Genomic DNA, 20,799 nt, shown 5'->3' with positions numbered 1-20,799 from the left:
TTCGCAGTGATGGATCTGGGGCCTGGCGGGCGGAGCCGGAGCGTCAGGGATGGTGACGTACCGGCCCCACCCGTCAGGGGAGTGGTGCTGGTGAGGCTAGTTCTAGCGTGCGATTGTTGTCAGGTCGAATGACAACGTCGGCGCGTTCAGCGGAACCCCGGTGAGGTCAGCGTCTGCCGCCGTCACGTTCGGGTTCAGGAAGAGCCAGTCGGCCGCGGCTTCTTCGGCCATGGTCGCGGTGGCTTCCTTCATCAACTCGACGAAGGTTTCTTCGTCGCTCGCGTCAGCTTCAGCGAACAGTGCCATTACTTCGGGGTTGTCGTATCCCGCGTAGTAGGTTGGCGCCGCAAATGCGCTGACATCGCGCGGTTCGGTGTGAGCGATGATCGAGATGTCGTAATCGTGGTTGGTGAAGACCTCGTCGAGCCAGACTGCGGGGAACTCCAGTGTGGTGACGTCGGCGGTGATGCCGACCTGCGCGAGCTGATCCTTGACGACCTGTCCGGCATCCACCGCGTAGGGCAGGTTGGGGAGCTTCATCGAAACGGTGAGGTCACTGACGCCTGCTTCGGCCAAAAGTGCTTCTGCCTTGGCGGGGTCGTAGGGGTAGAGGTCAACGAGTGAGTCATCGAACCAGGGGTCAGTCGGCGGAACCATCGAGCCGATGATCGAACCGTAGCCGCTGTTCACGGTGTCGAGCACGGCCTGGCGGTCGACGGCGTACATGACGGCTTGACGAACGCGAACGTCGCTGAAGGCGTCGCTCTGGTTGTTCAAGGTCATCGTGGTCTCGCCGGTTGATGTTCCCTCGTAGACGGCAAAGTCGTCATCCGATTCGAACTGACCGATGAGCTGGTACGCGGTGAGGGCGGAGATGAGGTCGATATCTCCACCGAGCAGGGCGTTGGTCTGTGCTGTGGCGTCGGCGTAGTAGTTGAACGTGACGTCGCTCATGAAGGGTGCTTCACCCCAGTAGTCGTCACGCTCGGTCAGCTCGAGGCTGGTGCCTGAGGTGAATTCGCTCACGTCGTAGGGGCCGGTGCCGACCGGGTCGGTGGCGAGGTCATCGATGCCGTCCGGGCTGAACATGGTTCCGACCGGGCCGGCCATGTTGAAGAGCCAGCTGTTGCTCGGAGTGCTGAGCGTGATCGTGACCTCGGTGTCGGAGACAACATCGACGGATGCGATGGGGTCGAGGTAGCCAGGGCCGTTAGCGGTCCAGTTGTCGGCGACGCGTTCGAGGCTGAACTTGACGCTCTCGGCGGTGAAGGGCGAACCGTTGGAGAAGGTCACGCCTTCGTGGAGCAGGAACGTGTAGACGAGTCCATCGTCGCTGACCGAGTAGGACTCAGCGAGCAGCGGCTGGATGTCGCCGGCGTTGTCGATTTTGACGAGGCCTTCGTAGACGTTGTAAAGCAGTGCCTGCGGGATCGCGGCACCGCCGGTGGTCGAGTAGTCGAGGCTTGCCGGGGAAGCAAGCAGGCCGACAACAAGCTCGGTGCTTGCGGCAGCATCGCTGGAATCGTCGGCGGCTGAACATCCGACGAGTGCGAGGGAAGCAACCATTGCGGTTGCGGTGATGGCGAGGGATTTCCGCCGGGTAAAGGACCTCATGTCTTGACAATCTCCTTGGTTTGTTTCCGATTTATTGCGGGAAAGGGAGTGGTGCGAAACGGGGTTGAAATGTGATGGATAACGGCCCGAAACAACTGGTCTGACCAGTACACTTGGGACGTGTCCGATAGTGTTGCACGCTCCACGAGGGTCGTCAACACGGGGCGCGAAATGATTAAAAATCGGCAACAATGATGTGCAAAAGGAAAGTAGATGACTGACAAAACTGAGTTCGTCGCCGTCAAGCCTGTGCGCGCGTATGAAGCGATCGTGGAACAGATCGAGCAAGCGATCGCCACGCGTCAACTCAACCCCGGAGATCGTCTGCCGAGCGAACGAGACCTGATGGGCACCTTCGCTGTGAGCCGCGCGACCGTGCGCGAAGCCCTTCGTGTGCTCGAAAGCGGTGGGCTGGTGCGCTCACGGCCCGGCGATCCTCGCGGGCCAGAGATCCTCCAAGCATCACCGGCAACGCTGCATAAAGCGATGAACCGCTTGGTGCGCAGCGGCACAATCCAGCTCACTGAGCTGGTTGAATTCCGCGTCATGCTCGAAGGGGCATCCTGCACCCTGGCTGCCGAACATCGCACACCGGAGCAGCTCGAAGTAATGCGCACCGCGGTGGAAGCCATGGAGTCGAGCATCGCCGGCGGCTCAGCGGCGTTTAGCCAAGCAGATGTCGAATTCCACGCCACGGTGTGGGAGGCAAGCCACAACCAACTCATGCAGATTTGCGGTGATGCCGCCCGCGGCGCGCTCGTTGATCTGGTGAACGACCGCATCAACAGTGCGCCAGACTCCGGCGCGCAAATGAAGCTGTCGCTCGCCCATGACTACGAAATCTTCAACGCCATCGAAGCCCAGGATGGCGCTCGGGCTGGGCAGCTCGCCCGCACCTTCGTTATTGAGTACTACGGCGACATGATCGAGCACGGCGATCGCAACGGCCTTGCCCTGCTGGGAGTGCCGAGCGAGTAACGCCCCGTGAGGCTAGCGCCCCGCGCGACGCGACGAGATAACCCCGGTGTCGAAACCCATGAGGTTGAGGCCACCGTTGAAGCGTGCGTGCTCGACCTTAAGGCAACGGTCCATGACGATGGTGAGCCCCTGCGATTCGGCGTAGACGGCGGCTTCTTCATTCCAGATTCCGAGCTGCACCCACACAGTCGTTGCGCCGATCGCGAGTACGTCCTCGATGACGGCGGGGATGTCGCTGGCTTTGCGAAACACGTCGACGATGTCGGGCACTTCGGGCAGTGACGCAAGGTCGGGGTAAGCCTTCTGGCCCAGAATCGTGTCAGCGTTGGGGTTCACGAAATACACCCGGTAGTCGGTCGACTGCAGCAGGTACGTGCCCACGAAGTAGCTCGACCGTGAGGGACTGGGGGAGGCCCCCACAATCGCAATTGACTTCGCCGCGCGGAGGATCGCCGCTCGTTTTTTGGCATCCGGTCCCACCCAGGTACGCTGCGATTTCAGCGACTTGGCGAGCGGGGAACTGGCGGGCAGATCGCACGTGAGCCCATTGCTGAGCTGGGTGGTCTGCACTTCTTCTGTCGGCATCCTTAGCCCTTCACTGCGGTGGTCAATGCCTGATCGAGATCGGCGATGATGTCTTCTGGGTCTTCGATTCCGACGCTGATGCGCACAACGCCGGGCAATACGCCGCCGTCGATGAGTTGCTGCTCGGTGAGCTGCGCGTGCGTCGTTGACGCGGGATGAATCACGAGCGTTTTTGCGTCACCAATGTTGGCCAGGTGGCTGGCCAGCTCGACGCTTTCGATGAACTTCTGACCGACGGCTCGACTGTTCTGCGTTCCCGTGCCGCGAACCTCGAAGGAGAAGACCGAACCGGCACCCTTGGGCAAATACTTCTGCGCGCGGTCGAAATGCGGATGCCCCGGCAGGCCAGCCCAGTACACGGTTTCGATGCGCGGGTCGGCTTCGAGCCACTCGGCAACGATGCGGGCGTTGTCGACGTGGGCTTGCATCCGGAAAGGCAGAGTCTCAACACCGGTCGCGAGCAACCAGGCCGAGTGCGGCGCAAGGGCGGGCCCGATGTCGCGCAACTGCTCAGCGCGCAATCGAGTGAGGAAGGCGTATTCGCCAAAGTTGCCGCTCCAGTTGAGGCCGCCATAACTGGGAACAGGCTCATCGAAGAGGGGGAAGTGCTCGTTGGCCCAATCGAAACGACCACTCTCGACGACGACACCGCCGAGGGTGGTGCCGGCACCGCCGAGAAACTTGGTGGCCGAGTGAGTGACGATATCGGCGCCCCACTCGATCGGGCGGCTCAAGTACGGGGTCGCGACCGTCGAGTCGATAACGAGCGGAATGTTGTGGGCGTGCGCGACCTCAGCGAGTCCCTCAATGTCCGCGATCTCGCCGGAGGGATTCGCGATGGTCTCCGCAAAGATCAGCTTCGTCTTCGGGGTGATCGCCGCCGCATAGTCGGCAGGGTCGGAGGAGCGCACAAACGAGGTCTCGACCCCGAAACGGCGCAGCGTGACATCCAACTGCGTAATCGAGCCGCCATAGAGGTTGGCACTCGAGACAATGTGATCGCCTGCACCCGCGAGCGCCGCGAACGTGATGAATTGCGCGCTCAGTCCGCTGCCGGTGGCCACAGCGCCGAGGCCGCCCTCAAGCGAAGCCACGCGTTCCTCAAAGCTGGCGACGGTGGGGTTGGCCAGCCGGGAATAGATGTTGCCGTACTTCTGCAGAGCGAAGCGGGCTGCGGCATCCGCGGTGTCATCAAAGACGTAGGCGCTGGTCTGATAGATCGGCAGAGCGCGAGCGCCCGTCGCCGCATCAGGGATGTTGCCCGCGTGAATTGCACGCGTGCGGAAACCATAGTCGCGATCAGCCATGGCTTCAGGCTACAGAGAACGGATGCCGCCAGCGGTCTTTCGACGTAACAGAACGCCACGAAAGTGGTCGGTCTAGATCCACGTCGGCAGCCACCAGCGCAGCCGCAGCAGGTCGTAGTCGATGGTTTGGCCGGTCCAGAGCGGCCAGAAGAACACGCTGACCGCGATGGCGACGACGACAAAGACGGCGACGACGCCGAGCCCGCTCGTGCGTCGATAGCGATCGTCGTCGCGACTGCCGATGATCACCCCGAGTGCGGCCACGAGCGCCAGGATCAGGTACGGCTCGAACACGATTGTGTAGAACTGGAACACGGTGCGGTTCAGGTAGAGCAACCACGGCAGGTAGCCGGCGGCGATGCCCATCAGAATGAAGCCGGTCTGCCACTGGCGGTAGCGCACCAGTCGGTACACGAGATACAGCATGGCCGCGGTCGCAGCCCACCAGATGATGGGGTTGGCGATTCCAGAGATGGAGGCGCCGCAGGCATCCGCGAGACAGCCGTCGTCGCCGCGGGACAAGTTTTCGTAGAACATGCTCGTGGGGCGGATGAGCAGCAGCCAGGTCAGCGGGTTTGCTTGATACGGATGTGGTCGGCTTTCGCCCACGTGGTAGCTGTAGACGCTCGACTGAAAGTGCCACAGGCTTTGCAGGTCGAGCGGCACCCAGCTGAAGAAACCTGTCCACGCGTTGCCGTCGTTTTCGGCCCAGTTGCGGTCGTAGCTGTTGTCGCTGAGGAACCAGGCGGTCCACGTGCTGAGGTACACGAGCAGCGCAATCGGCACGGTCAGCAGGAAGCTGACGGGGGCTTGCTTGAAGAGAGTGCCGGAGCCCCAGAAGCTGATGCCGGCGCTGCGGCGCGCCAGAGCATCCACTACCAGGCTGTAGACGGCGAAGGCGGCCAAAAAATAGAGACCATTCCATTTGACGGCGGCAGCAAGCCCGAAGGCGACGGCGGCGAGAATGAGCCAGGGCCGCCACCACAGCGCAGGACCCCATTCGGTGCTCGCGCCGCGGAGCCCACGGCGACTGATCCACAGCGCCAGCCGGGTGGCTGAATGCTCGCGATCCAGCAGCATCGCACCGACCCCGAGCAGGGCGAAGATCATCACAAAGTTGTCGAGCAGCGCGACCCGACTCATGACAATCGCGTTGCCATCGATCGCCATCAAGAGCCCGGCGAGAGTCGCCAATAGCGTGGAGCCAAACAGTTTCTTGGCGATCAGCATGAGCACCACGACCGCGAGAATGCCGACAATGGCGGTCGCGATGCGCCAGCCAAAGGGATCTTCGCCTCCGCCCGGCAGCATGCCCAACCCGATCAGCCACTTGCCGAGCGGCGGATGCACCACAAACGACGGGTCATTCAGAAAGATGTTGACCTTGCCACTGTTGAACAGGGCGTCGGCTTCGGCTGGCCACTGTGCCTCGTAGCCGAGGTTCACGAGCGTCCACGAATCCTTCACATAGAAGGTCTCGTCAAACACCAGCGACGACGGATGCCCGAGGCCAACCAGTCGCGTGATTGCCGCGATCAGCACCACAATCGCCGGCCCAGCCCAGCCGAGCCAGCGCCGGGTCAGCGGACTTCTCGCCGCCCACCAATCGTCGAGACCCGAGCCTTCGTCGGCGGCATAGTGGCGGCCAGGGGGTGCTGAAGAATCCGAAGCCTCTGAGCCGTCCGAAATCTCAGACGCACGTGCCGGCGACTCGTTCGACAGGATGTCGTCGAAGTCGCGCGGGTTCGTCTGGCTCACCCCGCAATGGTACTGAGGGAAACCATGCGCTGCAGACCGGAGCCCAGTGTTCTGGGGGAGTCGACGCTAGCTCGCGGGAAAGATTTCGTCCCAGCGCCCACTCGGAGTTCCGAAGGACTGCCAGATCCAGGTCACTGCGGTCTCGGCCGATGGGCGCGGTTCCATGGCGAGCCACGCTTCGATGATGCCGAAGGTTGCGCCGGTGATGCTGGCACTTTCAATGTCGAGGGCGATGCCTTCCAGCTGGTCGCTGCCGTGGTTGATGATTCCTTCGCGCACGATCTGTTTGAGCCGGGTGCGCATGCGCGAGGCGACGAGGGCTGAACCTCGTGGACCTAAAACGCTCGAGTAGACCGCCGCATTGGCATCGATGTGGCCGAGATAGTTGCTGAGCGCGGGTGGGGCTGTGGCGCTTTCGGGGTCGAGGTCGGCGAGTTGAACGCCGGCCTCATCCGCCGCGGCTTCGATGGCGAAGGCCAACAGGGTCTCTTTGTCGGCGTAGTGCTGGTAGAAGCTGCTGCGGTTGACGCCGGCGCGTTCGGCGATGTCGCTGACGGTTACTTCGTCGAAGGCGCGTTCTTGGGTGAGGGCGAAGAGTGCCTGTTGCAGGCTCTGTCTTGTTCGTTCTACGCGCACATCCATTCTTTGATTCTGGCAGACAATCTCACCGCGAATGTGAGTTTTCCGACAGTTGTTGGAAAACTCGTTGAAGACGAATACGATGGCCATGGCCCGATGAAGTGCCCCGTACTGTTTTCTACGAGAGGTCCTCTTCAGCATGGCTGAACTTCTGTATCGCCTTGGCCGACTCTCGGCCCGCCGCGCTTGGCTCTTTATCGTGAGCTGGATCGCTGTTCTTGGTCTCGCCGTTGGTGGCTTCGCCCTCTTCGGCGGCACGCTGTCGTCGACGATGTCGATTCCCGGCACCGAAACAGAGCGTGTGGCCTCCGAACTCACCGACCGCCTCGGCGACATTGGCGGCATCTCCGCCACCGTTGTGTTCGGTTCAGAAGATGGCGAAGCGTTCTCTGCTTCGCAGCAGTCTGAGATCACGGATGCTCTCGCCGAGCTCACCTCACAGAACGATGTCAGCGCGGTCATCGACCCCTTCGAGACTGACGCCCAACGCGACGAGCAAGCGCAACAAATCGTCGACGGTCGCGAGCAGATCGACGCAGGCAAGCAGCAGATCATTGACGGCCAGGCCCAATTGGATGCAGGCGCTCAAGAACTTGAGGCTGGTCAGACCCAACTGGATGCCGCGATCGAGCAGGCCAAAGCGGCAGGCTTCTACGAGGCATCCGTCGCCCAGTTCGATGCCCAACAGGCTCAGATTGATGCCGGACTAGCCGAGCTCACCGCCCAGCAGGCCACGATCGACGAGAACGCGACGCTGCTCGACGAGCAGGAGCAGCAGCTTGGCTACGGCGAGCGCCTCATGGATGCCGCCGCCGCAATCACTTTTGTCTCCGACGATGGCGCTACGGCGCTCGGCCTCCTCACGTTCGACAGCGAACTGCTCGACCTCTCGGGGGAGACGAAGAGCGCGATCGCTGCTGAGCTCGATGCCATCCAGATCGATGGAGTGACCGTCGACTATTCGTCGTCGATTGCGACCTCGACCGATGGCCTTCTCGGCATCGGCGAGTTGATCGGTGTGCTGCTTGCAGGTCTCGTCTTGCTCGTGTTGTTCCGTTCGTTCTTGCCTGCGGTGCTGCCGATTGTGTCGTCGCTGATTGGTGTTGGCGTGGGTGTTGCGGGTTCGCTCGCGCTGTCGGGCGTCGTAGAAATGACCTCGGTGACACCGATTCTTGGTGTGATGCTTGGCCTCGCTGTCGGAATCGACTACACACTCTTCATCGTGCAGCGTCACCGTCGTCAGTTGGCGGCGGGCATGGAGCTCCACGAGTCGATCGGTCTCGCCAATGGCACGTCTGGCAATGCGGTGTTGTTCGCCGGGTCGACGGTGTTGGTGGCGTTGCTCGCCCTCAATGTCAGCGGCATCCCGTTCCTCGGTGTGATGGGAACGGTCGGCGCCGTCTGCGTGCTCGTCTCGGTTCTCATCGCGGTCAGCCTCACTCCGGCACTGTTGTCGTTGCTCGGCACTCGCGTTCTGTCGCGTCGTGCCCGCCAGGAAATCGGGCATGAGGTGCACAAGCAGGTTGCCGCGCGACCGATGCGCACGAGCCGCGCGATTGCGATTCTCGTGGTTGCCATTCTCGGACTGCTCGTGGTTGCCATCCCCGCGCTCTCGATGCGTCTCGGTTTGCCGGATGGCTCGTCTGAGCCGGCCGATTCGACCCAGTACCGTGCCTACACGACGGTCGCCGAAGAATTCGGTGCCGGTCAGAACGGTGCGCTCTTAGTCACGGCCACCCTGCCCGAAGGTGTGGAGGAGGATGCGGTTGTCGAGACGCAAGCCGACCTCGCCGACATGCTGCTGGCCTTCGATGACGTCGTCGCGGTTGCCCCCGTTGGTGTCTCGGATGAGTCAGATTACTTCGCGTTCCAGGTCATCCCTGTTGACGGTCCGTCGAGTGAGTCGACCGGCCAACTCGTGCACGACCTGCGCGACAGTTCGCCGCTCGATGGTGGAATCGAACTCGGTGTTGCGGGTTCGGCCAGCGGAAACATCGACATCTCCGAGAAGCTCGCGGGAGTGCTGCCGCTCTATCTCGCCGTGGTCGTGGGGCTCTCGCTGCTCATCCTGATTCTGGTCTTCCGTTCGCTACTCGTGCCGGTTATTGCGACTCTCGGCTACGTGTTGTCGCTGCTGGCCGCGTTCGGCGCGATGGTCGCCGTGTACCAGTGGGGCTGGTTGGGTGCCGTCTTCGGCGTCACCGATCCGGGGCCGCTGTTGAACTTCGCCCCGATCATCATCATGGGCGTGCTGTTTGGCCTCGCCATGGACTACCAGTTGTTCCTAGTTTCGGGCATGCGCGAAGCGTACGTTCACGGTGTCCCGGCTAGGGCCGCGGTCATGAGCGGATTGCGCAGCGGGCGAGCGGTTGTCACGGCCGCCGCGATCATCATGATCGCCGTCTTCGGAGGCTTCGTCTTCTCGCACCTCGCGATGGTGCGCCCGCTCGGCTTCGGTCTTGCCGTCGGCGTGCTGTTCGATGCCTTCGTCGTGCGGATGTTGCTCATCCCGTCGCTCATGCACTTGCTTGGGGCCTCCGCGTGGTGGCTGCCGAAGTGGCTTGACCGCATCCTGCCCAGTGTGGATGTCGAGGGCGCCGCTCTCGAGCGCAGTCACCCCATGCACGTTGTTGCTCCGGATGACGCGAGCAGCAGTTCAGAGCCTGCACCCGCTGAGCGCTAACCGCTAACACTCGCTCCCGCTGCCCGGGGAGGCTTCCGCTACAGCGGGGTCTCTTCGGGCAGTAGTGCGTTCGGCCCAGCCCCGGGTTCTCCCGGCACGCGGGATGCCGCTCGCACTGCCCCGATTGATGCCGCGATCACGAGCGCAATTCCGACTCCCTGAATCAGGGTGATGCTTTGCCCGAGCACGAAGAAGCCAGCGCCGGTCGCGATAGCGGGAGCTAGAGCCATGAGCACCGAGAACGCGGCGGCGGAGATGCGACGCAGTGCGATGAGTTCGAGGGCGTAGGGAATCGCTGATGAACAGATGGCGACCGCGAGGCCGCGCACGAGAATCGATGGTTCAAGCAGAGTGCTTCCGGCCTGCGAGATGCCGAAGGGGAGGCTGATGATCGCGCCGATTGCCATGGCGATAGCGAGGCCATCCAAGCCGGCAAAGACTTGGCCGGTTTTGCGGGACGCCAAGATGTAGCCTGCCCACGACACGGCGGCGGCGAGCGCGAAGGCAACACCGACGGGGTCGAGGGCGCCAACGCTGCCCAGGCTGAGCAGGGCGACACCGGCGAAGGCGAGCACCGCCCACAGCCATGCGCTGGCGCGGCGGGCGACAATAACCGAGAGCACGAGGGGGCCGAGTACCTCAATCGTGACGGTCGCGCCTAGGTCGACGCGAGAGAGGGCTTCGTAGAACAGCAGGTTCATGCCGCCGAGCGAAATACCAAAAATGACCGCCATGATCCACGCGCGCTTCGAGATGGCGCGCAGGTTGGGGCGGGCAATCGCCAGCAAAATCGCGGCGGAGAAAACCAGGCGCAGCGACACCATTCCGGCGGGGCCGACTTCGGGGAAAAGCAGCACCGCTACCGAAGCGCCGACGTCCTGAAAGATCAGGCCCAACACCACAAGCATGACAGCGCCGAGGGGCGTTCCCCTCAAGGGCGGACGAGTCGACATAGTGCAACCCTACGACCTCAGAAGGGGTGATCTGCGCGCGAACGGGAGCCGAATTCTGCGCGTTGTGCGCGGGTGGGAGAATGGCCGAGTGATCATTCTTGCGGCGACTCCCATTGGCAACCTTGGCGACGCGTCTCAGCGCCTCATCGAGGCCCTCACGAACGCTGAGGTGATCGCGAGCGAAGACACCCGCACGACCATCCATCTCATGCGCGCTCTCGGCATCGACAACCGGCCGCGGCTCATCCCGCTGCACGAACACAACGAGTCAGAGAAAGCCGCCGAGATCGTCGAGTTGGCCCGTGACGCCGACGTTCTGGTGCTCAGCGATGCTGGGATGCCCGCCATCAGCGACCCCGGATTTCCTCTCGTCTCGGCAGCCGCCGCTGCGGGGGTAACCGTGACAGCTCTGCCCGGACCGAGCGCTGTGCTTACCGCCCTCGCCGTCTCCGGCCTGCCGACTGACCGCTTCAGCTTCGAAGGTTTCTTGCCGCGCAAGGGCCGCGTCGCCTACTTCCGCACCCTCGCGCGCGAAGAGCGCACGATGGTGTTCTTCGAGAGCCCTAACCGTCTGCCCGCGGCGCTCGCCGACCTCGCCACCGCCTTGGGCGATGACCGTCGCGCCGTCGTCTGCCGTGAACTCACCAAGATGTATGAAGAGGTTGCCCGCGGCACCGCCGCTGAACTTGCCGCCAAGTTCAAAGACGGCGCCCGAGGCGAGATCTGTCTCGTCGTCGAGGGTGCCCCGCCCGCGACATCCGATCTCCCGACCGCAGTCACTTACGTGCTCGCGCTGGTCGCCGATGGTGCTCGCCTGAAAGAGGCGGCGACCGAAGTGGCCGAGCAAACCGGGCTCAGCAAGCGCGAACTCTACGAAGCGGCCTTGCGCTCCAAGCCGTAACCTCTCGACTCCAACTGACGGTCATCCCGCCGCTGAAGCGAGGGATCGTTGTCATCGTGAGCGGTTTAGGCCGCTGACTCGCACGCAACCTTCAACTCGTGGTGGTCTTTCGTGAGCGCCTTCTTTGTTGCGCCGAGGAACAGTAATCCGACCACGCTCATGAGACGTGCCCCGAAGGTGAGCGGTGTCATCGTGAAGCGGTAGTCCAGCCGAGTTCCACCGTGACTCGGCATGAACAGGTACACACTTTGGTAGTGCATGCCGTGCGACTGCGCATCCACGGTGTACGACACATCTTGCTCGTAGGCCGTCACCCACATCACTTCGGTGGCTTCTTTTCCCGCAAACACGCGGGTCTCACGCCACTTGGTGCCGACAGAGAGTTGCGCAGGGCCCTCAAGAACTTCGAGCGAGAGGATGCCGCTGACTCGGGACGGTGTGCCGTCGAGGTCAGTGAAAATCTCGAAGACGCGTTGCGTTGGCGCATCAATGTGCACGCTTTCGGTGATCTTCATTGAGTCTCCCAAATTCGACGCACGACGTGAAGCTCTCGGCGCATGAGCGGCAGCGTTGCGTAGATGAAGCCTACGACCTTATGCCGCGACGGGCACCTGCGCGTTCGCGTCAGTGACGGTGCTGCTCTTGCGCACGAAACGCTTGAGGGCGACGACGATGAGGGCGGTGACGATGGTTCCGGCAACAATCGCGAGCAGGAACATCGGGAATGGATTGATCGCGAAGAACACGAACACTCCACCGTGCGGCGCCTGCGAGGTAACGCCCGCAGCCATGATGATTCCACCCGTGACGGCACTGCCGATGGCGCTGGCAGGGATCACGCGCAGCGGGTCAGCAGCAGCGAACGGGATGGCGCCCTCCGAGATGAACGAAGCGCCGAGCAACCAGGCTGCCTTGCCGTTTTCCTTCTCGACAGGCGAGAACAGGCGGCGAGCAAGCACGGTGGAGGCGAGCGCCATCGCGAGAGGCGCAACCATTCCTGATGCCATGACGGCGGCCATGATCATCCACGGTGCCTGGTTGTCGATGGCACCGGCACCGAGACCGGCGACAGCAAAGGCGTACGCCACCTTGTTCACGGGGCCACCGAGGTCGAAGCCCATCATGGCTCCCAAGATGAGACCGAGAACGACAGCGGAGGCGCCGGTCAGGCCGTTGAGGAAGTTGTTGAGAGCAACGGTGAGGGAGGCGATCGGCCCGCCGAGGATCAGCACCATGAGGCCGGAGGCGAAGATCGACGCCAGCAGCGGGATCACGACGACGGGCATGAGACCGCGGAACCAGGCTGCGGTCTTGCGCTGAGCAAGCCAGTGCGCGGCGACACCGGCGAGGAGTCCACCGACGATTCCGCCGAGGAAGCCAGCGCCCATCAGACCCGCGACAGCTCCGGCGGTGAAACCGGGGGCGATGCCGGGGCGGTCAGCAATCGCGTAAGCGATGTAACCGGCAAGGGCGGGCACGAGGAAGCCCATCGAGGCGGCACCGATCTTGAAGGCTGCAGCGCCGAGGTACGCCGCGAGGCCACCCTCAGGCAAGTTCCAGAGGCTGTTCTGCGCGATGATGTCGCTCGCGGTGTCGGTGATCAGGTAGCCACCGAGCAGGAAGCCGAGAGCGATCAACAGACCGCCACCCGCCACGAACGGAATCATGTAGCTCACACCCGTGAGCAGGGCGCGCTTGACGGTCTGACCGAAGTGCTCGTCGCTCGTGCTGCTGGTGGCCTCGCTTGCTGCGCTGTCACCGGCAACGCGCGCAGCGTCGGGGTCGCTCGCGGCGGCGAGAGCTTCAGCGATCATCTCGTCTGGCGCGTCGATGCCGCGCTTCACGGGCGACTGCACAAGAGCCTTGCCGGCGAAACGAGCCTTGTCGCGCACATCCACATCCACAGCAAAGATGACAGCGGATGCCGCAGCAATAACCGCAGGATCCAGCGGCGTTGCCCCTGACGAGCCCTGAGTCTCGACGTGGAGTTCGACGCCAGCTCGTTCTGCGGCGGCGGCGAGTGAATCGGCGGCCATGTAGGTGTGGGCGATGCCGGTGGGGCACGCGGTGACGGCAATCAACACGGGGCGCGCGGCGCCGTCTGAGCCCGAGGCAGCGGTCGCGGCGGGAGCAGCGTGCTTGGCGGTGCTCGCTGCCCCGGCGGCACCAGCACCAGCAGCAGATCCAGCCCCAGCGGCGGGAGCAGCCTTCTCTTCGGGCGCGGTGGCCTGCTCGACGAGAGCAACGATGTCTTCGCGGGTTTCCGCGGCACGCAGGCTGTCAACGAACTCGGGGTTCACGAGCGACCGGGCAAGAGCGGAGAGAACCGTGAGGTGTTCTTGGTCGGCGCCGGCCGGGGCCGCGATCAAGAAGATGAGGTCGGCTGCAGCATCCGTCGCCCCGAAATCAACGGCGGGCTTCAGGCGTGCCATCACGAGGGTGGGTTCGGTGACGGCTTCTGAACGGCAGTGGGGGATGGCGATTCCGCCGGGAACTCCCGTGTCGGTGAGCTGTTCGCGAGCCCAGGCGTCGTCGAAGAGCGACTCCGCGTTCGTGGCACGGCCCTGTTCGGCGACGAGATTCGTCAGCGCGCGAATGACACTTTCGCGGTCGGTGCCGAGATCGGCATCCAACAACACGAGGTCGGTGGTGATGAGGTGCGACATTGCTTTCTCCTTGTAGGCAGCAGTGGTGATGCTGAGATTTATGGTGCGGTGGGGCGGCTGAGTAGGCGCACGTCAGCGGCGGTGGGGGTGGTGTCTTCGGGGCTCGGCATGGTGCTGCCGGGCAGGGAGGCGGCGGCTGCTCCGTGAGCGACGGCCTGCGCGAGGCGTCGTTCGGGGGCAGCACCGCGCTGGTCGGCGAGAAGGTAACCGGCTAAGGAGGCATCTCCGGCGCCGACGGTGCTCTTGGCCGCCACGGGAGGCATGGTGGCGCGCCAGGTCTCGTCGGCGGTCACGAGAAGTGCTCCGCGCGATCCGAGGGTCGCGAGAACGGCACGGCAGCCGCGGTGCACGAGCGTGAGCGCGGCGGCGGCCGCGGCATCCGGATCGTCCTCAAAACTGTCGGGAAGGCCGGTCATTTCGGCGAGCTCCTCGGCGTTGGGCTTAATGAGGTCAACGCCAACACCCGACTCGATGAGGGCCAGCATGGGGGAGCCGGAGGAGTCCACGGCGATGCGCGGGCACGCGCCAGCAGCCGTATCGTCAGCAGCGGCAGCGCGAATGGCTTCAATGATGCGCACATAAAAGTCGTCGCTCAGGCCGGGAGGAAGCGAGCCGGCAAGAACAACCCATTCAGCACGGCGAGCGTGCGAGACGACAAGGTCGATGAGGGCGGCATCGTCATCAGCGGTGAGCTGCGGGCCGGGTTCGTTGATCTTGGTGGTCGTGCCATCGGGCTCGGTGATCGTCACGTTGGAGCGCACGCGACCCGCGATCGGCAGCCCAGCGGTCGGAGTGTGCTCGGCGCGCAGGGCGACCAGCATCGGGTCAGAAGCATCGCCGGGCAGCACAGCAATCGTGTCGAGGCCCGACGCAATGAGCGCTCGCGACACGTTGACACCCTTGCCGCCTGGCTGCTCACTGCTAGCTGCCGAGCGCTGAACTTCGCCGCGGTCGAGAGCAGAGTCGAGCTCGATCGTGCGATCGAGGCTGGGGTTGGCGGTGACGGTGACAATCATGCGATCACCGTTTCGACATCCGCACGCTCGAGCGCTCGAGTGAGGTCGTCGTCGGGGGAGTGATCTGTGATGATCGTGTCGACCTCCGAGAGTGACGCGAAGCTGATGAGGGTTTCGATGCCGAGCTTAGAAGCGTCGACGAGGGCGATCGCGCGACGCGAACCGCGAGTGAGCGCGCTCTTGACGGCTGCTTCGTCGGGGTCTGGCGTGCTGAAACCAAAGTCGGCGTGAACACCGTTGGCTCCCAAGAATGCGATATCGGGGCGGATGCCCGCCAGCTGGGTGAGCGTGGCGGAACCGACCGCAGCCCCGGTGATGCCGCGCAAGCGACCGCCGATGAGCTGAACCTCAATGTGCGGGCTCTCGCTCACGATGGCCGCAATGGAAATCGAGTGAGTGATGACGGTCAGCGAACCAGTGGATGCCGCGGGCTGCCAGTCACGCAAGTGCTGCGCCAAGCGACTCGTGGTGGTGCCCGAGTCGATGCTGATCGCGCCGGTGAAGGTGGACGGAATAAGGGCCATCGCGGCCACCGCAATGCGTTCTTTGGCATCCGAGTTGCGGTCGGTGCGGGCAGCGACACTTTCCTCGACGCGACTAATCCGAGCCGCCGAGACCGCGCCCCCGTGCACGCGACGCAATACGCCTCGTGCTTCGAGCTGATCGAGGTCTCGACGGACCGTTTCGCTTGACACGTCGAACGTGCGGGCGAGGTCGATTACGGCGACGCGACCAACGTCAGCAAGCGTGCCCTCTATGTGCTGTTGCCGCTCTTCTGCGTACATCCGTAATCTCCAGTGATTGCCAACGCACCCGACTGCGTTTCTGCGAGAGTACGCCTGTTGCCGCGGCAATGCAACACAAATACAGAAAAAACCACACACTCCCACATCGGGAGGCGTGCATCCGACTCCCGACTCGGTCGTGGACTGTCACTGCTGCGCTCTGAACACCCCCGGCGTAATCAATCGACACAGGCGAATAGAATGGGGGCATGTCTGCCGGCGACTCCTTCTACATTGCGACGCCCATTTTCTATGTAAACGACGTTCCCCACATCGGGCACGCGTATACGGAGGTGGCCGCCGACGTTCTTGCGCGCTGGCACCGTCAGCGGGGTGAAGACGCCTGGTTGCTCACAGGCACCGACGAGCACGGCCAAAAGATTCTGCGCACCGCCGTGGCCAACAACACGACTCCGCAAGAGTGGGCCGACCGCCTCGTTGCCGACTCCTGGCAGCCGCTGCTCGAGACGATCGACATTGCCAACGACGACTTCATCCGCACGACTGACGAGCGTCACGAGAAGGCAGTGTCGACCTTCCTGCAGCGCCTCTATGACGACGGCCACATTTATGCCGGCGAATACGAGGGTTACTACTGCGTCGGTTGCGAAGAGTACAAGCAGCTTGATGACCTCGTCACAGCCGCCGACGGCGAATACAAGGGGCAGCTCGTGTGTGCGATTCACTCGCGCCCCGTCGAAATTCTCAAAGAGAAGAACTACTTCTTCCGCATGAGCGACTTCGGCCAGAAGCTGCTCGACCTCTACGAAAGCCAGCCCGACTTCGTGCAGCCCGCGAGCGTGCGCAACGAAATCGTGCAGTTCGTCAAGCAGGGGCTCGACGACCTCTCCATTTCACGCTCCAGCTTCGACTGGGGTGTCAAGGTTCCGTGGGATGAAACCCACGTCGTGTACGTCTGGTTCGACGCCCTGCTCAACTACGTCAGTGCCATCGGTTACGGCGTCGACGACGAACAGTTCGCTAAGCGCTGGCCTGCCGTACAACTCGTCGGTAAAGACATTGCCCGCTTCCACGCGGTCATCTGGCCCGCCATGCTCATGGCCGCTGGGCTACCCGTGCCGCGCGCCGTCTTCGGACACGGCTGGTTGCTCGTCGGTGGCGAAAAGATGTCCAAGTCGAAGCTCACCGGTATCGCCCCGAGCCAAATCACCGACACGTTCGGTTCGGATGCGTTCCGCTACTACTTCATGAGCGCCATCACGTTCGGTCAAGACGGCTCCTTCAGCTGGGAAGACCTGAGCGCGCGCTACCAGTCAGAGCTGGCCAACGGCTTCGGCAACCTTGCCTCGCGCGTTATTGCGATGGTGAATAAGTACTTCGATGGTGAGATTCCGGCGCTCGGTGAGCTGACGGCATCCGACGAAGCGATTATTGCCACCCAGAAGCGTGCGACCGAGCAGTCGAACGCGTTAATTGACACGTTCGCGATCAACGAAGCGCTGGCCTCGGTATGGCAACTCGTGGATGAACTCAACGGGTACATCACCGAGCAAGAGCCGTGGGCGCTGTCGAAAGACCCCGCCAACCGCGAGCGTCTTGGCACCGTGTTGGCCATGACCGTCAACGGTCTGGGCACCCTCGCGATTTTGCTGTCGCCCGTGCTGCCGAAGGCAACCGAAAAGCTCTGGCAAGCCATCGGTGGTGTGGGTGAACTGCGCGAGCAGCGCATCGACGATGCCACGAACTGGTCGAACACCGGTCGCGTGACCGCGCTCGAATCGTCACTGTTCCCGCGCATCGAAGTGGATGCCGAGAGCGGCACGGCGTGACCGAACCGTTTATTAGGCAGCGTCACCGCAGCGCCGACGATAAAGCCTCTGAGAAGATGCAGTATCCGCCGCTGCCCGAGCCGCTCGAGGGCGTTGTCTACGACAATCACACGCACCTCGAGATCGCTGACGGCGGGCCAGACGGCGCGCTCGACTTCACCGAACATCTCGCGCGCGCAGCCTCGGTCGGTGTGCGTGGCGTCGTGCAGGTTGGCACCGATGTCGCCACGAGTCGCTGGTCGGCTGAACTTGCCGCGACCAACCCGCGCGTTCTCGCTGCGGTAGCGATTCACCCGAACGATGCCCCCGAACTCGACGCAGCAGGAGAGTTGGATGCCGCGCTCGCGGCCATCGACGCACTCGCCGCGCTTCCACGAGTGCGCGCGGTCGGCGAAACGGGTCTCGACTTTTTCCGCACGGATGACGCGGGCCGCCCGGCGCAGTTCCGCTCCTTCGAAGAGCACATTGCGATTGCCAAGCGGCACGGCCTTGCGCTGCAGATTCACGATCGCGACGCCCACGACGAGGTCATTGAGACGCTGTTGCGCGTCGGCGCTCCGGAGCGCACGGTCTTCCACTGCTTCTCGGGCGATGCGGCAATGGCGCGCATTGCTGCCGACAACGGCTGGTTTTTGTCGTTCGCCGGCACGGTCACGTTCAAGAACGCGGCGAACCTGCGTGAAGCGCTCTCGGTGATCGATCTCGACCGCATCATGGTCGAAACCGACGCTCCCTACCTCACGCCGCATCCGCTGCGGGGGCGGCCCAATGCGCCGTACCTGATGCCGCACACGGTGCGCGCGATGGCAGCCCACCTCGAGATCACCGAGCTCGAGCTTTCGGCTCAGCTCTCCGCCACTACCGAGGCCGTCTATGGTTCGTGGGATACCGAACTTCCCGCCGACATCGAGGCCGCACCCGCGCGCGGCGACGCGACCGCTGCATCCGTCTCGAGCGCACAGAATGTAGGCACGCGATGAATACTTTGCTCGGTCCCGCCGAGATCCGCGATCTTGCTGATCTGCTCGGCATCCAGCCCACCAAGAAGTTGGGCCAAAACTTTGTCATTGATCCCAACACGGTGCGCCGCATTGTGAAGGCCGCGCACGTCGTCTCGGGCGAAACAGTGGTCGAGGTCGGTCCAGGGCTGGGATCGTTGACCCTCGGGTTGCTCGAGACCGGGGCATCCGTCGTCGCCGTCGAAATCGATAAGCGCCTCGCCGCCCAGTTGCCCATCACCGTCAGCCAGATGCAGCCGGATGCTCAGCTCACCGTCATCACCGACGACGCGTTGCGCGTCACTGAGCTACCCAACGACCCCCGTGTTTTCGTCGCGAACTTGCCGTACAACGTGTCGGTGCCGGTGTTGCTGCACTTCTTGGAGCACTTCGATTCGCTCGACCGCGGCCTCGTCATGGTGCAGGCCGAAGTCGGCAATCGCGTCGCGGCAGGCCCCGGCAGCAAGGTCTACGGTTCGCCGAGCATCAAGGCGGCCTGGTACGGCGAGTTCTCCACCGCCGGTCTCGTCAGCCGCCAGGTGTTCTGGCCCGTGCCCAATGTCGACTCGGTGCTCGTGCGCTTCGAACGCCGCGAACAGCCGGGCACGATCGACGAACGCAAAGCTACCTTCGCGCTCGTGGATGCCGCCTTCCAGCAGCGTCGCAAAATGTTGCGTCAGTCGCTCTCAAGTCTGTTGGGCAGCTCAACCGCCGCCTCCGACCGTCTCATTGCGGCGGGTGTCGCTCCGACGGCTCGGGGCGAGGAGCTCACGGTGCACGATTTCCTTGCTATTGCCCGCGCGGCGTAACGCAGCCATTCCGTTTGGTGCCGAACGACGGTAGGTTTACCTCATGTCGGAAGCAACGAACAGCACCCCCAGTGACCGCGACGTTCTGGAAGGAACAGGGCGGCATCCCGATGAGTGGTTTGCTTTTCTCGATATGGCGGGCGCAACCACGTGGCAGCACTCCCAGTTTCTGAGCTGGTTTGAAGCCAATGCTGCTCACGTGAGCAGCGAGTGGGCGGAGTCAGTTACAGCGCGCTATGCGGCGATCCGCGGGCTCACTATTTCCCCGTGATTTCGCTACGGTAACGAGACCCTCACAATTGTGCGCGGGGGCCAGTTATCCCCATCCGGCGCACAGACAGGTCCGCCGCACAAGGTAAGTTTGGTTCATGACTACCGCCCCGGCAGCCTCCACAATGGTTCACGCCCGTGCCCCCGGCAAGGTCAACGTCTTTCTCAAAGTGGGCTCGCTGCTCGACGATGGCTATCACGATGTTGCGATTGCCTATCAGGCCCTTTCGCTGTGTGAAGATGTTCGAGCATTCCACGCCGACGACTTCTCTGTTTCTGTCACGGGAACGGTAAACCTGTCGCGCGTTCCCACTGATGGTTCGAACATTGCGATTCAAGCAGCCCGCCTGCTTGCCCGCCGCACCGGCTACCGCGGTGGCGTTCGTCTCGAGATCGAAAAGCATGTTCCTGTCACCGGTGGCATGGGTGGTGGTTCTGCGGATGCCGCAGCAACGCTTCTTGCCTGCGACGCGTTGTGGGGCACCAACATCTCTCGCGAAGAAATGCTCGGCCTCGCTTCTGAACTGGGTTCCGACGTGCCGTTCGCGCTCACCGGCGGAACCGCGATCGGAACAGGTCGTGGCGACCGACTCAGCCCGGCTCTCGCCAAGGGACAGTTTCAGTGGGTGTTGGCGCTCGCCGACTTCGGGCTCTCCACCCCGGAGGTCTACACCGAGCTCGACCTCCACCGTCAGCGTCACTCTCAAGACATTTTTCCCGCCGAGGTTGCCCCAACGGTCGAGACCGATGTGCTGCAGGCGTTGCGCGCCGGCGACCCGCACATGCTCGCCGAATGTCTCCACAATGACCTTCAGGCTCCCGCCCTCAAGTTGCAGCCGTCTCTCGCCGCGGTCATCGAACTTGGCGAAAAGAATGGTGCCCTTGCTGGCGTCGTTTCGGGCTCAGGGCCAACCGTAGCGTTCCTCACGGCCGACCTCGATTCGGCTCTCGAACTGCAGATTGCGCTCAGCGCAGCGCAAATGAATGTGGTGCGAGCAACCGGTCCAGTGCACGGAGCGCGAATCATTAACGCCTAACCGCAGTAGG

18 protein-coding genes are annotated in these 20,799 nt (G+C 63.2%); 8 read left to right on the top strand and 10 right to left on the bottom strand.

Features of this window, described 5'->3' with window-relative positions; all coding sequences use genetic code 11:
• Window positions 1-102 precede the first annotated feature (102 nt).
• Window positions 103-1,614: an ABC transporter substrate-binding protein gene (locus I6E81_RS11075; protein WP_197107589.1), complete on the bottom strand. Its 1,512-nt coding sequence runs from the start codon at window positions 1,612-1,614 to the stop codon at window positions 103-105.
• 213 nt (window positions 1,615-1,827) lie between these two features.
• Here I6E81_RS11075 and I6E81_RS11070 point away from each other — a divergent pair, with 213 nt between their 5' ends.
• On the top strand, window positions 1,828-2,592 hold the full coding sequence (locus I6E81_RS11070; RefSeq protein WP_197107587.1) for a FadR/GntR family transcriptional regulator: 765 nt from the start codon (window positions 1,828-1,830) through the stop codon (window positions 2,590-2,592).
• Window positions 2,593-2,604: 12 nt separating this feature from the next.
• Here I6E81_RS11070 and I6E81_RS11065 read toward each other — a convergent pair whose 3' ends face one another.
• The 4 genes from I6E81_RS11065 to I6E81_RS11050 form a co-directional block, all read right to left on the bottom strand.
• On the bottom strand, window positions 2,605-3,177 hold the full coding sequence (locus I6E81_RS11065) for a CoA-binding protein (protein WP_197107585.1): 573 nt from the start codon (window positions 3,175-3,177) through the stop codon (window positions 2,605-2,607).
• Window positions 3,178-3,179: 2 nt separating this feature from the next.
• Window positions 3,180-4,484: an O-acetylhomoserine aminocarboxypropyltransferase/cysteine synthase family protein gene (locus I6E81_RS11060; RefSeq protein WP_197107583.1), complete on the bottom strand. Its 1,305-nt coding sequence runs from the start codon at window positions 4,482-4,484 to the stop codon at window positions 3,180-3,182.
• A gap of 72 nt (window positions 4,485-4,556) precedes the next feature.
• The gene (locus I6E81_RS11055) at window positions 4,557-6,242 is read right to left on the bottom strand and encodes a dolichyl-phosphate-mannose--protein mannosyltransferase (RefSeq protein ID WP_197107581.1); all 1,686 of its coding nucleotides are present in this window, start codon (window positions 6,240-6,242) and stop codon (window positions 4,557-4,559) included.
• Between the two features lie 66 nt (window positions 6,243-6,308).
• Window positions 6,309-6,884, bottom strand: a complete 576-nt coding sequence (locus tag I6E81_RS11050) for a TetR/AcrR family transcriptional regulator (RefSeq protein WP_231600030.1) — start codon at window positions 6,882-6,884, stop codon at window positions 6,309-6,311.
• 136 nt (window positions 6,885-7,020) lie between these two features.
• On the opposite strand from I6E81_RS11050, the gene I6E81_RS11045 reads away from it, so the two are divergent.
• Entirely contained in the window at window positions 7,021-9,564 is a 2,544-nt protein-coding gene (locus I6E81_RS11045) for an MMPL family transporter (protein ID WP_197107563.1), read from the top strand.
• A 38-nt stretch (window positions 9,565-9,602) separates the two neighbouring features.
• Here the strand turns inward: I6E81_RS11045 and I6E81_RS11040 are convergent, their stop codons facing one another.
• Entirely contained in the window at window positions 9,603-10,472 is an 870-nt protein-coding gene (locus I6E81_RS11040; protein ID WP_197108557.1) for a DMT family transporter, read from the bottom strand.
• 133 nt (window positions 10,473-10,605) lie between these two features.
• On the opposite strand from I6E81_RS11040, the gene rsmI reads away from it, so the two are divergent.
• On the top strand, window positions 10,606-11,418 hold the full coding sequence (gene rsmI, locus I6E81_RS11035; RefSeq protein ID WP_197107561.1) for a 16S rRNA (cytidine(1402)-2'-O)-methyltransferase: 813 nt from the start codon (window positions 10,606-10,608) through the stop codon (window positions 11,416-11,418).
• A 65-nt stretch (window positions 11,419-11,483) separates the two neighbouring features.
• Here rsmI and I6E81_RS11030 read toward each other — a convergent pair whose 3' ends face one another.
• From I6E81_RS11030 to I6E81_RS11015, 4 genes are all read right to left on the bottom strand, one after another.
• Complete coding sequence (locus I6E81_RS11030; protein ID WP_197107560.1) at window positions 11,484-11,933, bottom strand: SRPBCC family protein; 450 nt, start codon at window positions 11,931-11,933, stop codon at window positions 11,484-11,486.
• A gap of 78 nt (window positions 11,934-12,011) precedes the next feature.
• Window positions 12,012-14,084: a fructose-specific PTS transporter subunit EIIC gene (locus tag I6E81_RS11025; RefSeq protein ID WP_197107558.1), complete on the bottom strand. Its 2,073-nt coding sequence runs from the start codon at window positions 14,082-14,084 to the stop codon at window positions 12,012-12,014.
• A 38-nt stretch (window positions 14,085-14,122) separates the two neighbouring features.
• Window positions 14,123-15,100, bottom strand: a complete 978-nt coding sequence (locus I6E81_RS11020; protein ID WP_197107556.1) for a 1-phosphofructokinase family hexose kinase — start codon at window positions 15,098-15,100, stop codon at window positions 14,123-14,125.
• A complete protein-coding gene (locus I6E81_RS11015; RefSeq protein ID WP_197107554.1) occupies window positions 15,097-15,885 on the bottom strand; it encodes a DeoR/GlpR family DNA-binding transcription regulator in 789 nt (262 codons plus the stop codon). Before I6E81_RS11015 ends, I6E81_RS11020 begins: the two co-directional genes overlap by 4 nt.
• 209 nt (window positions 15,886-16,094) lie before the next feature.
• Between I6E81_RS11015 and metG the strand changes: the two genes are divergently transcribed.
• The 5 genes from metG (at window position 16,095) to I6E81_RS10990 (ending at window position 20,789) form a co-directional block, all read left to right on the top strand.
• A complete protein-coding gene (metG, locus tag I6E81_RS11010; RefSeq protein WP_197107553.1) occupies window positions 16,095-17,675 on the top strand; it encodes a methionine--tRNA ligase in 1,581 nt (526 codons plus the stop codon).
• Window positions 17,672-18,655 (top strand): TatD family hydrolase, encoded by a 984-nt coding sequence (locus tag I6E81_RS11005; RefSeq protein WP_197107551.1) that lies wholly within the window; start codon window positions 17,672-17,674, stop codon window positions 18,653-18,655. The genes metG and I6E81_RS11005 overlap by 4 nt, the downstream gene beginning before the upstream one ends.
• Window positions 18,652-19,482, top strand: a complete 831-nt coding sequence (gene rsmA / locus I6E81_RS11000) for a 16S rRNA (adenine(1518)-N(6)/adenine(1519)-N(6))-dimethyltransferase RsmA (RefSeq protein ID WP_197107549.1) — start codon at window positions 18,652-18,654, stop codon at window positions 19,480-19,482. Before I6E81_RS11005 ends, rsmA begins: the two co-directional genes overlap by 4 nt.
• A gap of 43 nt (window positions 19,483-19,525) precedes the next feature.
• Window positions 19,526-19,753 carry a 4-diphosphocytidyl-2C-methyl-D-erythritol kinase gene (locus tag I6E81_RS10995; protein WP_197107547.1) on the top strand — a complete coding sequence of 76 codons (228 nt, stop codon included), beginning with the start codon at window positions 19,526-19,528 and terminating at the stop codon, window positions 19,751-19,753.
• A gap of 97 nt (window positions 19,754-19,850) precedes the next feature.
• Window positions 19,851-20,789 (top strand): 4-(cytidine 5'-diphospho)-2-C-methyl-D-erythritol kinase, encoded by a 939-nt coding sequence (locus I6E81_RS10990; RefSeq protein WP_197107545.1) that lies wholly within the window; start codon window positions 19,851-19,853, stop codon window positions 20,787-20,789.
• Window positions 20,790-20,799: the final 10 nt, after the last annotated feature.

This window comes from Salinibacterium sp. NG22 (assembly GCF_015864925.1).
GTDB lineage: Bacteria > Actinomycetota > Actinomycetes > Actinomycetales > Microbacteriaceae > Rhodoglobus.
This window is presented reverse-complemented; position numbering and strand designations above follow the sequence as displayed.

Coding starts and splice junctions, on each gene's coding strand:
- I6E81_RS11075 (WP_197107589.1), bottom strand. CDS start 1,614: ATGAGGTCCTTTACCCGGCGGAAATCCCTCGCCATCACCGCAACCGCA.
- I6E81_RS10990 (WP_197107545.1), top strand. CDS start 19,851: ATGACTACCGCCCCGGCAGCCTCCACAATGGTTCACGCCCGTGCCCCC.
- metG (WP_197107553.1), top strand. CDS start 16,095: ATGTCTGCCGGCGACTCCTTCTACATTGCGACGCCCATTTTCTATGTA.
- I6E81_RS11015 (WP_197107554.1), bottom strand. CDS start 15,885: ATGTACGCAGAAGAGCGGCAACAGCACATAGAGGGCACGCTTGCTGAC.
- I6E81_RS11050 (WP_231600030.1), bottom strand. CDS start 6,884: ATGGATGTGCGCGTAGAACGAACAAGACAGAGCCTGCAACAGGCACTC.
- I6E81_RS11030 (WP_197107560.1), bottom strand. CDS start 11,933: ATGAAGATCACCGAAAGCGTGCACATTGATGCGCCAACGCAACGCGTC.
- I6E81_RS11065 (WP_197107585.1), bottom strand. CDS start 3,177: ATGCCGACAGAAGAAGTGCAGACCACCCAGCTCAGCAATGGGCTCACG.
- I6E81_RS11025 (WP_197107558.1), bottom strand. CDS start 14,084: ATGTCGCACCTCATCACCACCGACCTCGTGTTGTTGGATGCCGATCTC.
- I6E81_RS11070 (WP_197107587.1), top strand. CDS start 1,828: ATGACTGACAAAACTGAGTTCGTCGCCGTCAAGCCTGTGCGCGCGTAT.
- I6E81_RS11060 (WP_197107583.1), bottom strand. CDS start 4,484: ATGGCTGATCGCGACTATGGTTTCCGCACGCGTGCAATTCACGCGGGC.
- I6E81_RS11040 (WP_197108557.1), bottom strand. CDS start 10,472: ATGCTTGTGGTGTTGGGCCTGATCTTTCAGGACGTCGGCGCTTCGGTA.
- I6E81_RS11020 (WP_197107556.1), bottom strand. CDS start 15,100: ATGATTGTCACCGTCACCGCCAACCCCAGCCTCGATCGCACGATCGAG.
- I6E81_RS11045 (WP_197107563.1), top strand. CDS start 7,021: ATGGCTGAACTTCTGTATCGCCTTGGCCGACTCTCGGCCCGCCGCGCT.
- I6E81_RS10995 (WP_197107547.1), top strand. CDS start 19,526: ATGTCGGAAGCAACGAACAGCACCCCCAGTGACCGCGACGTTCTGGAA.
- rsmA (WP_197107549.1), top strand. CDS start 18,652: ATGAATACTTTGCTCGGTCCCGCCGAGATCCGCGATCTTGCTGATCTG.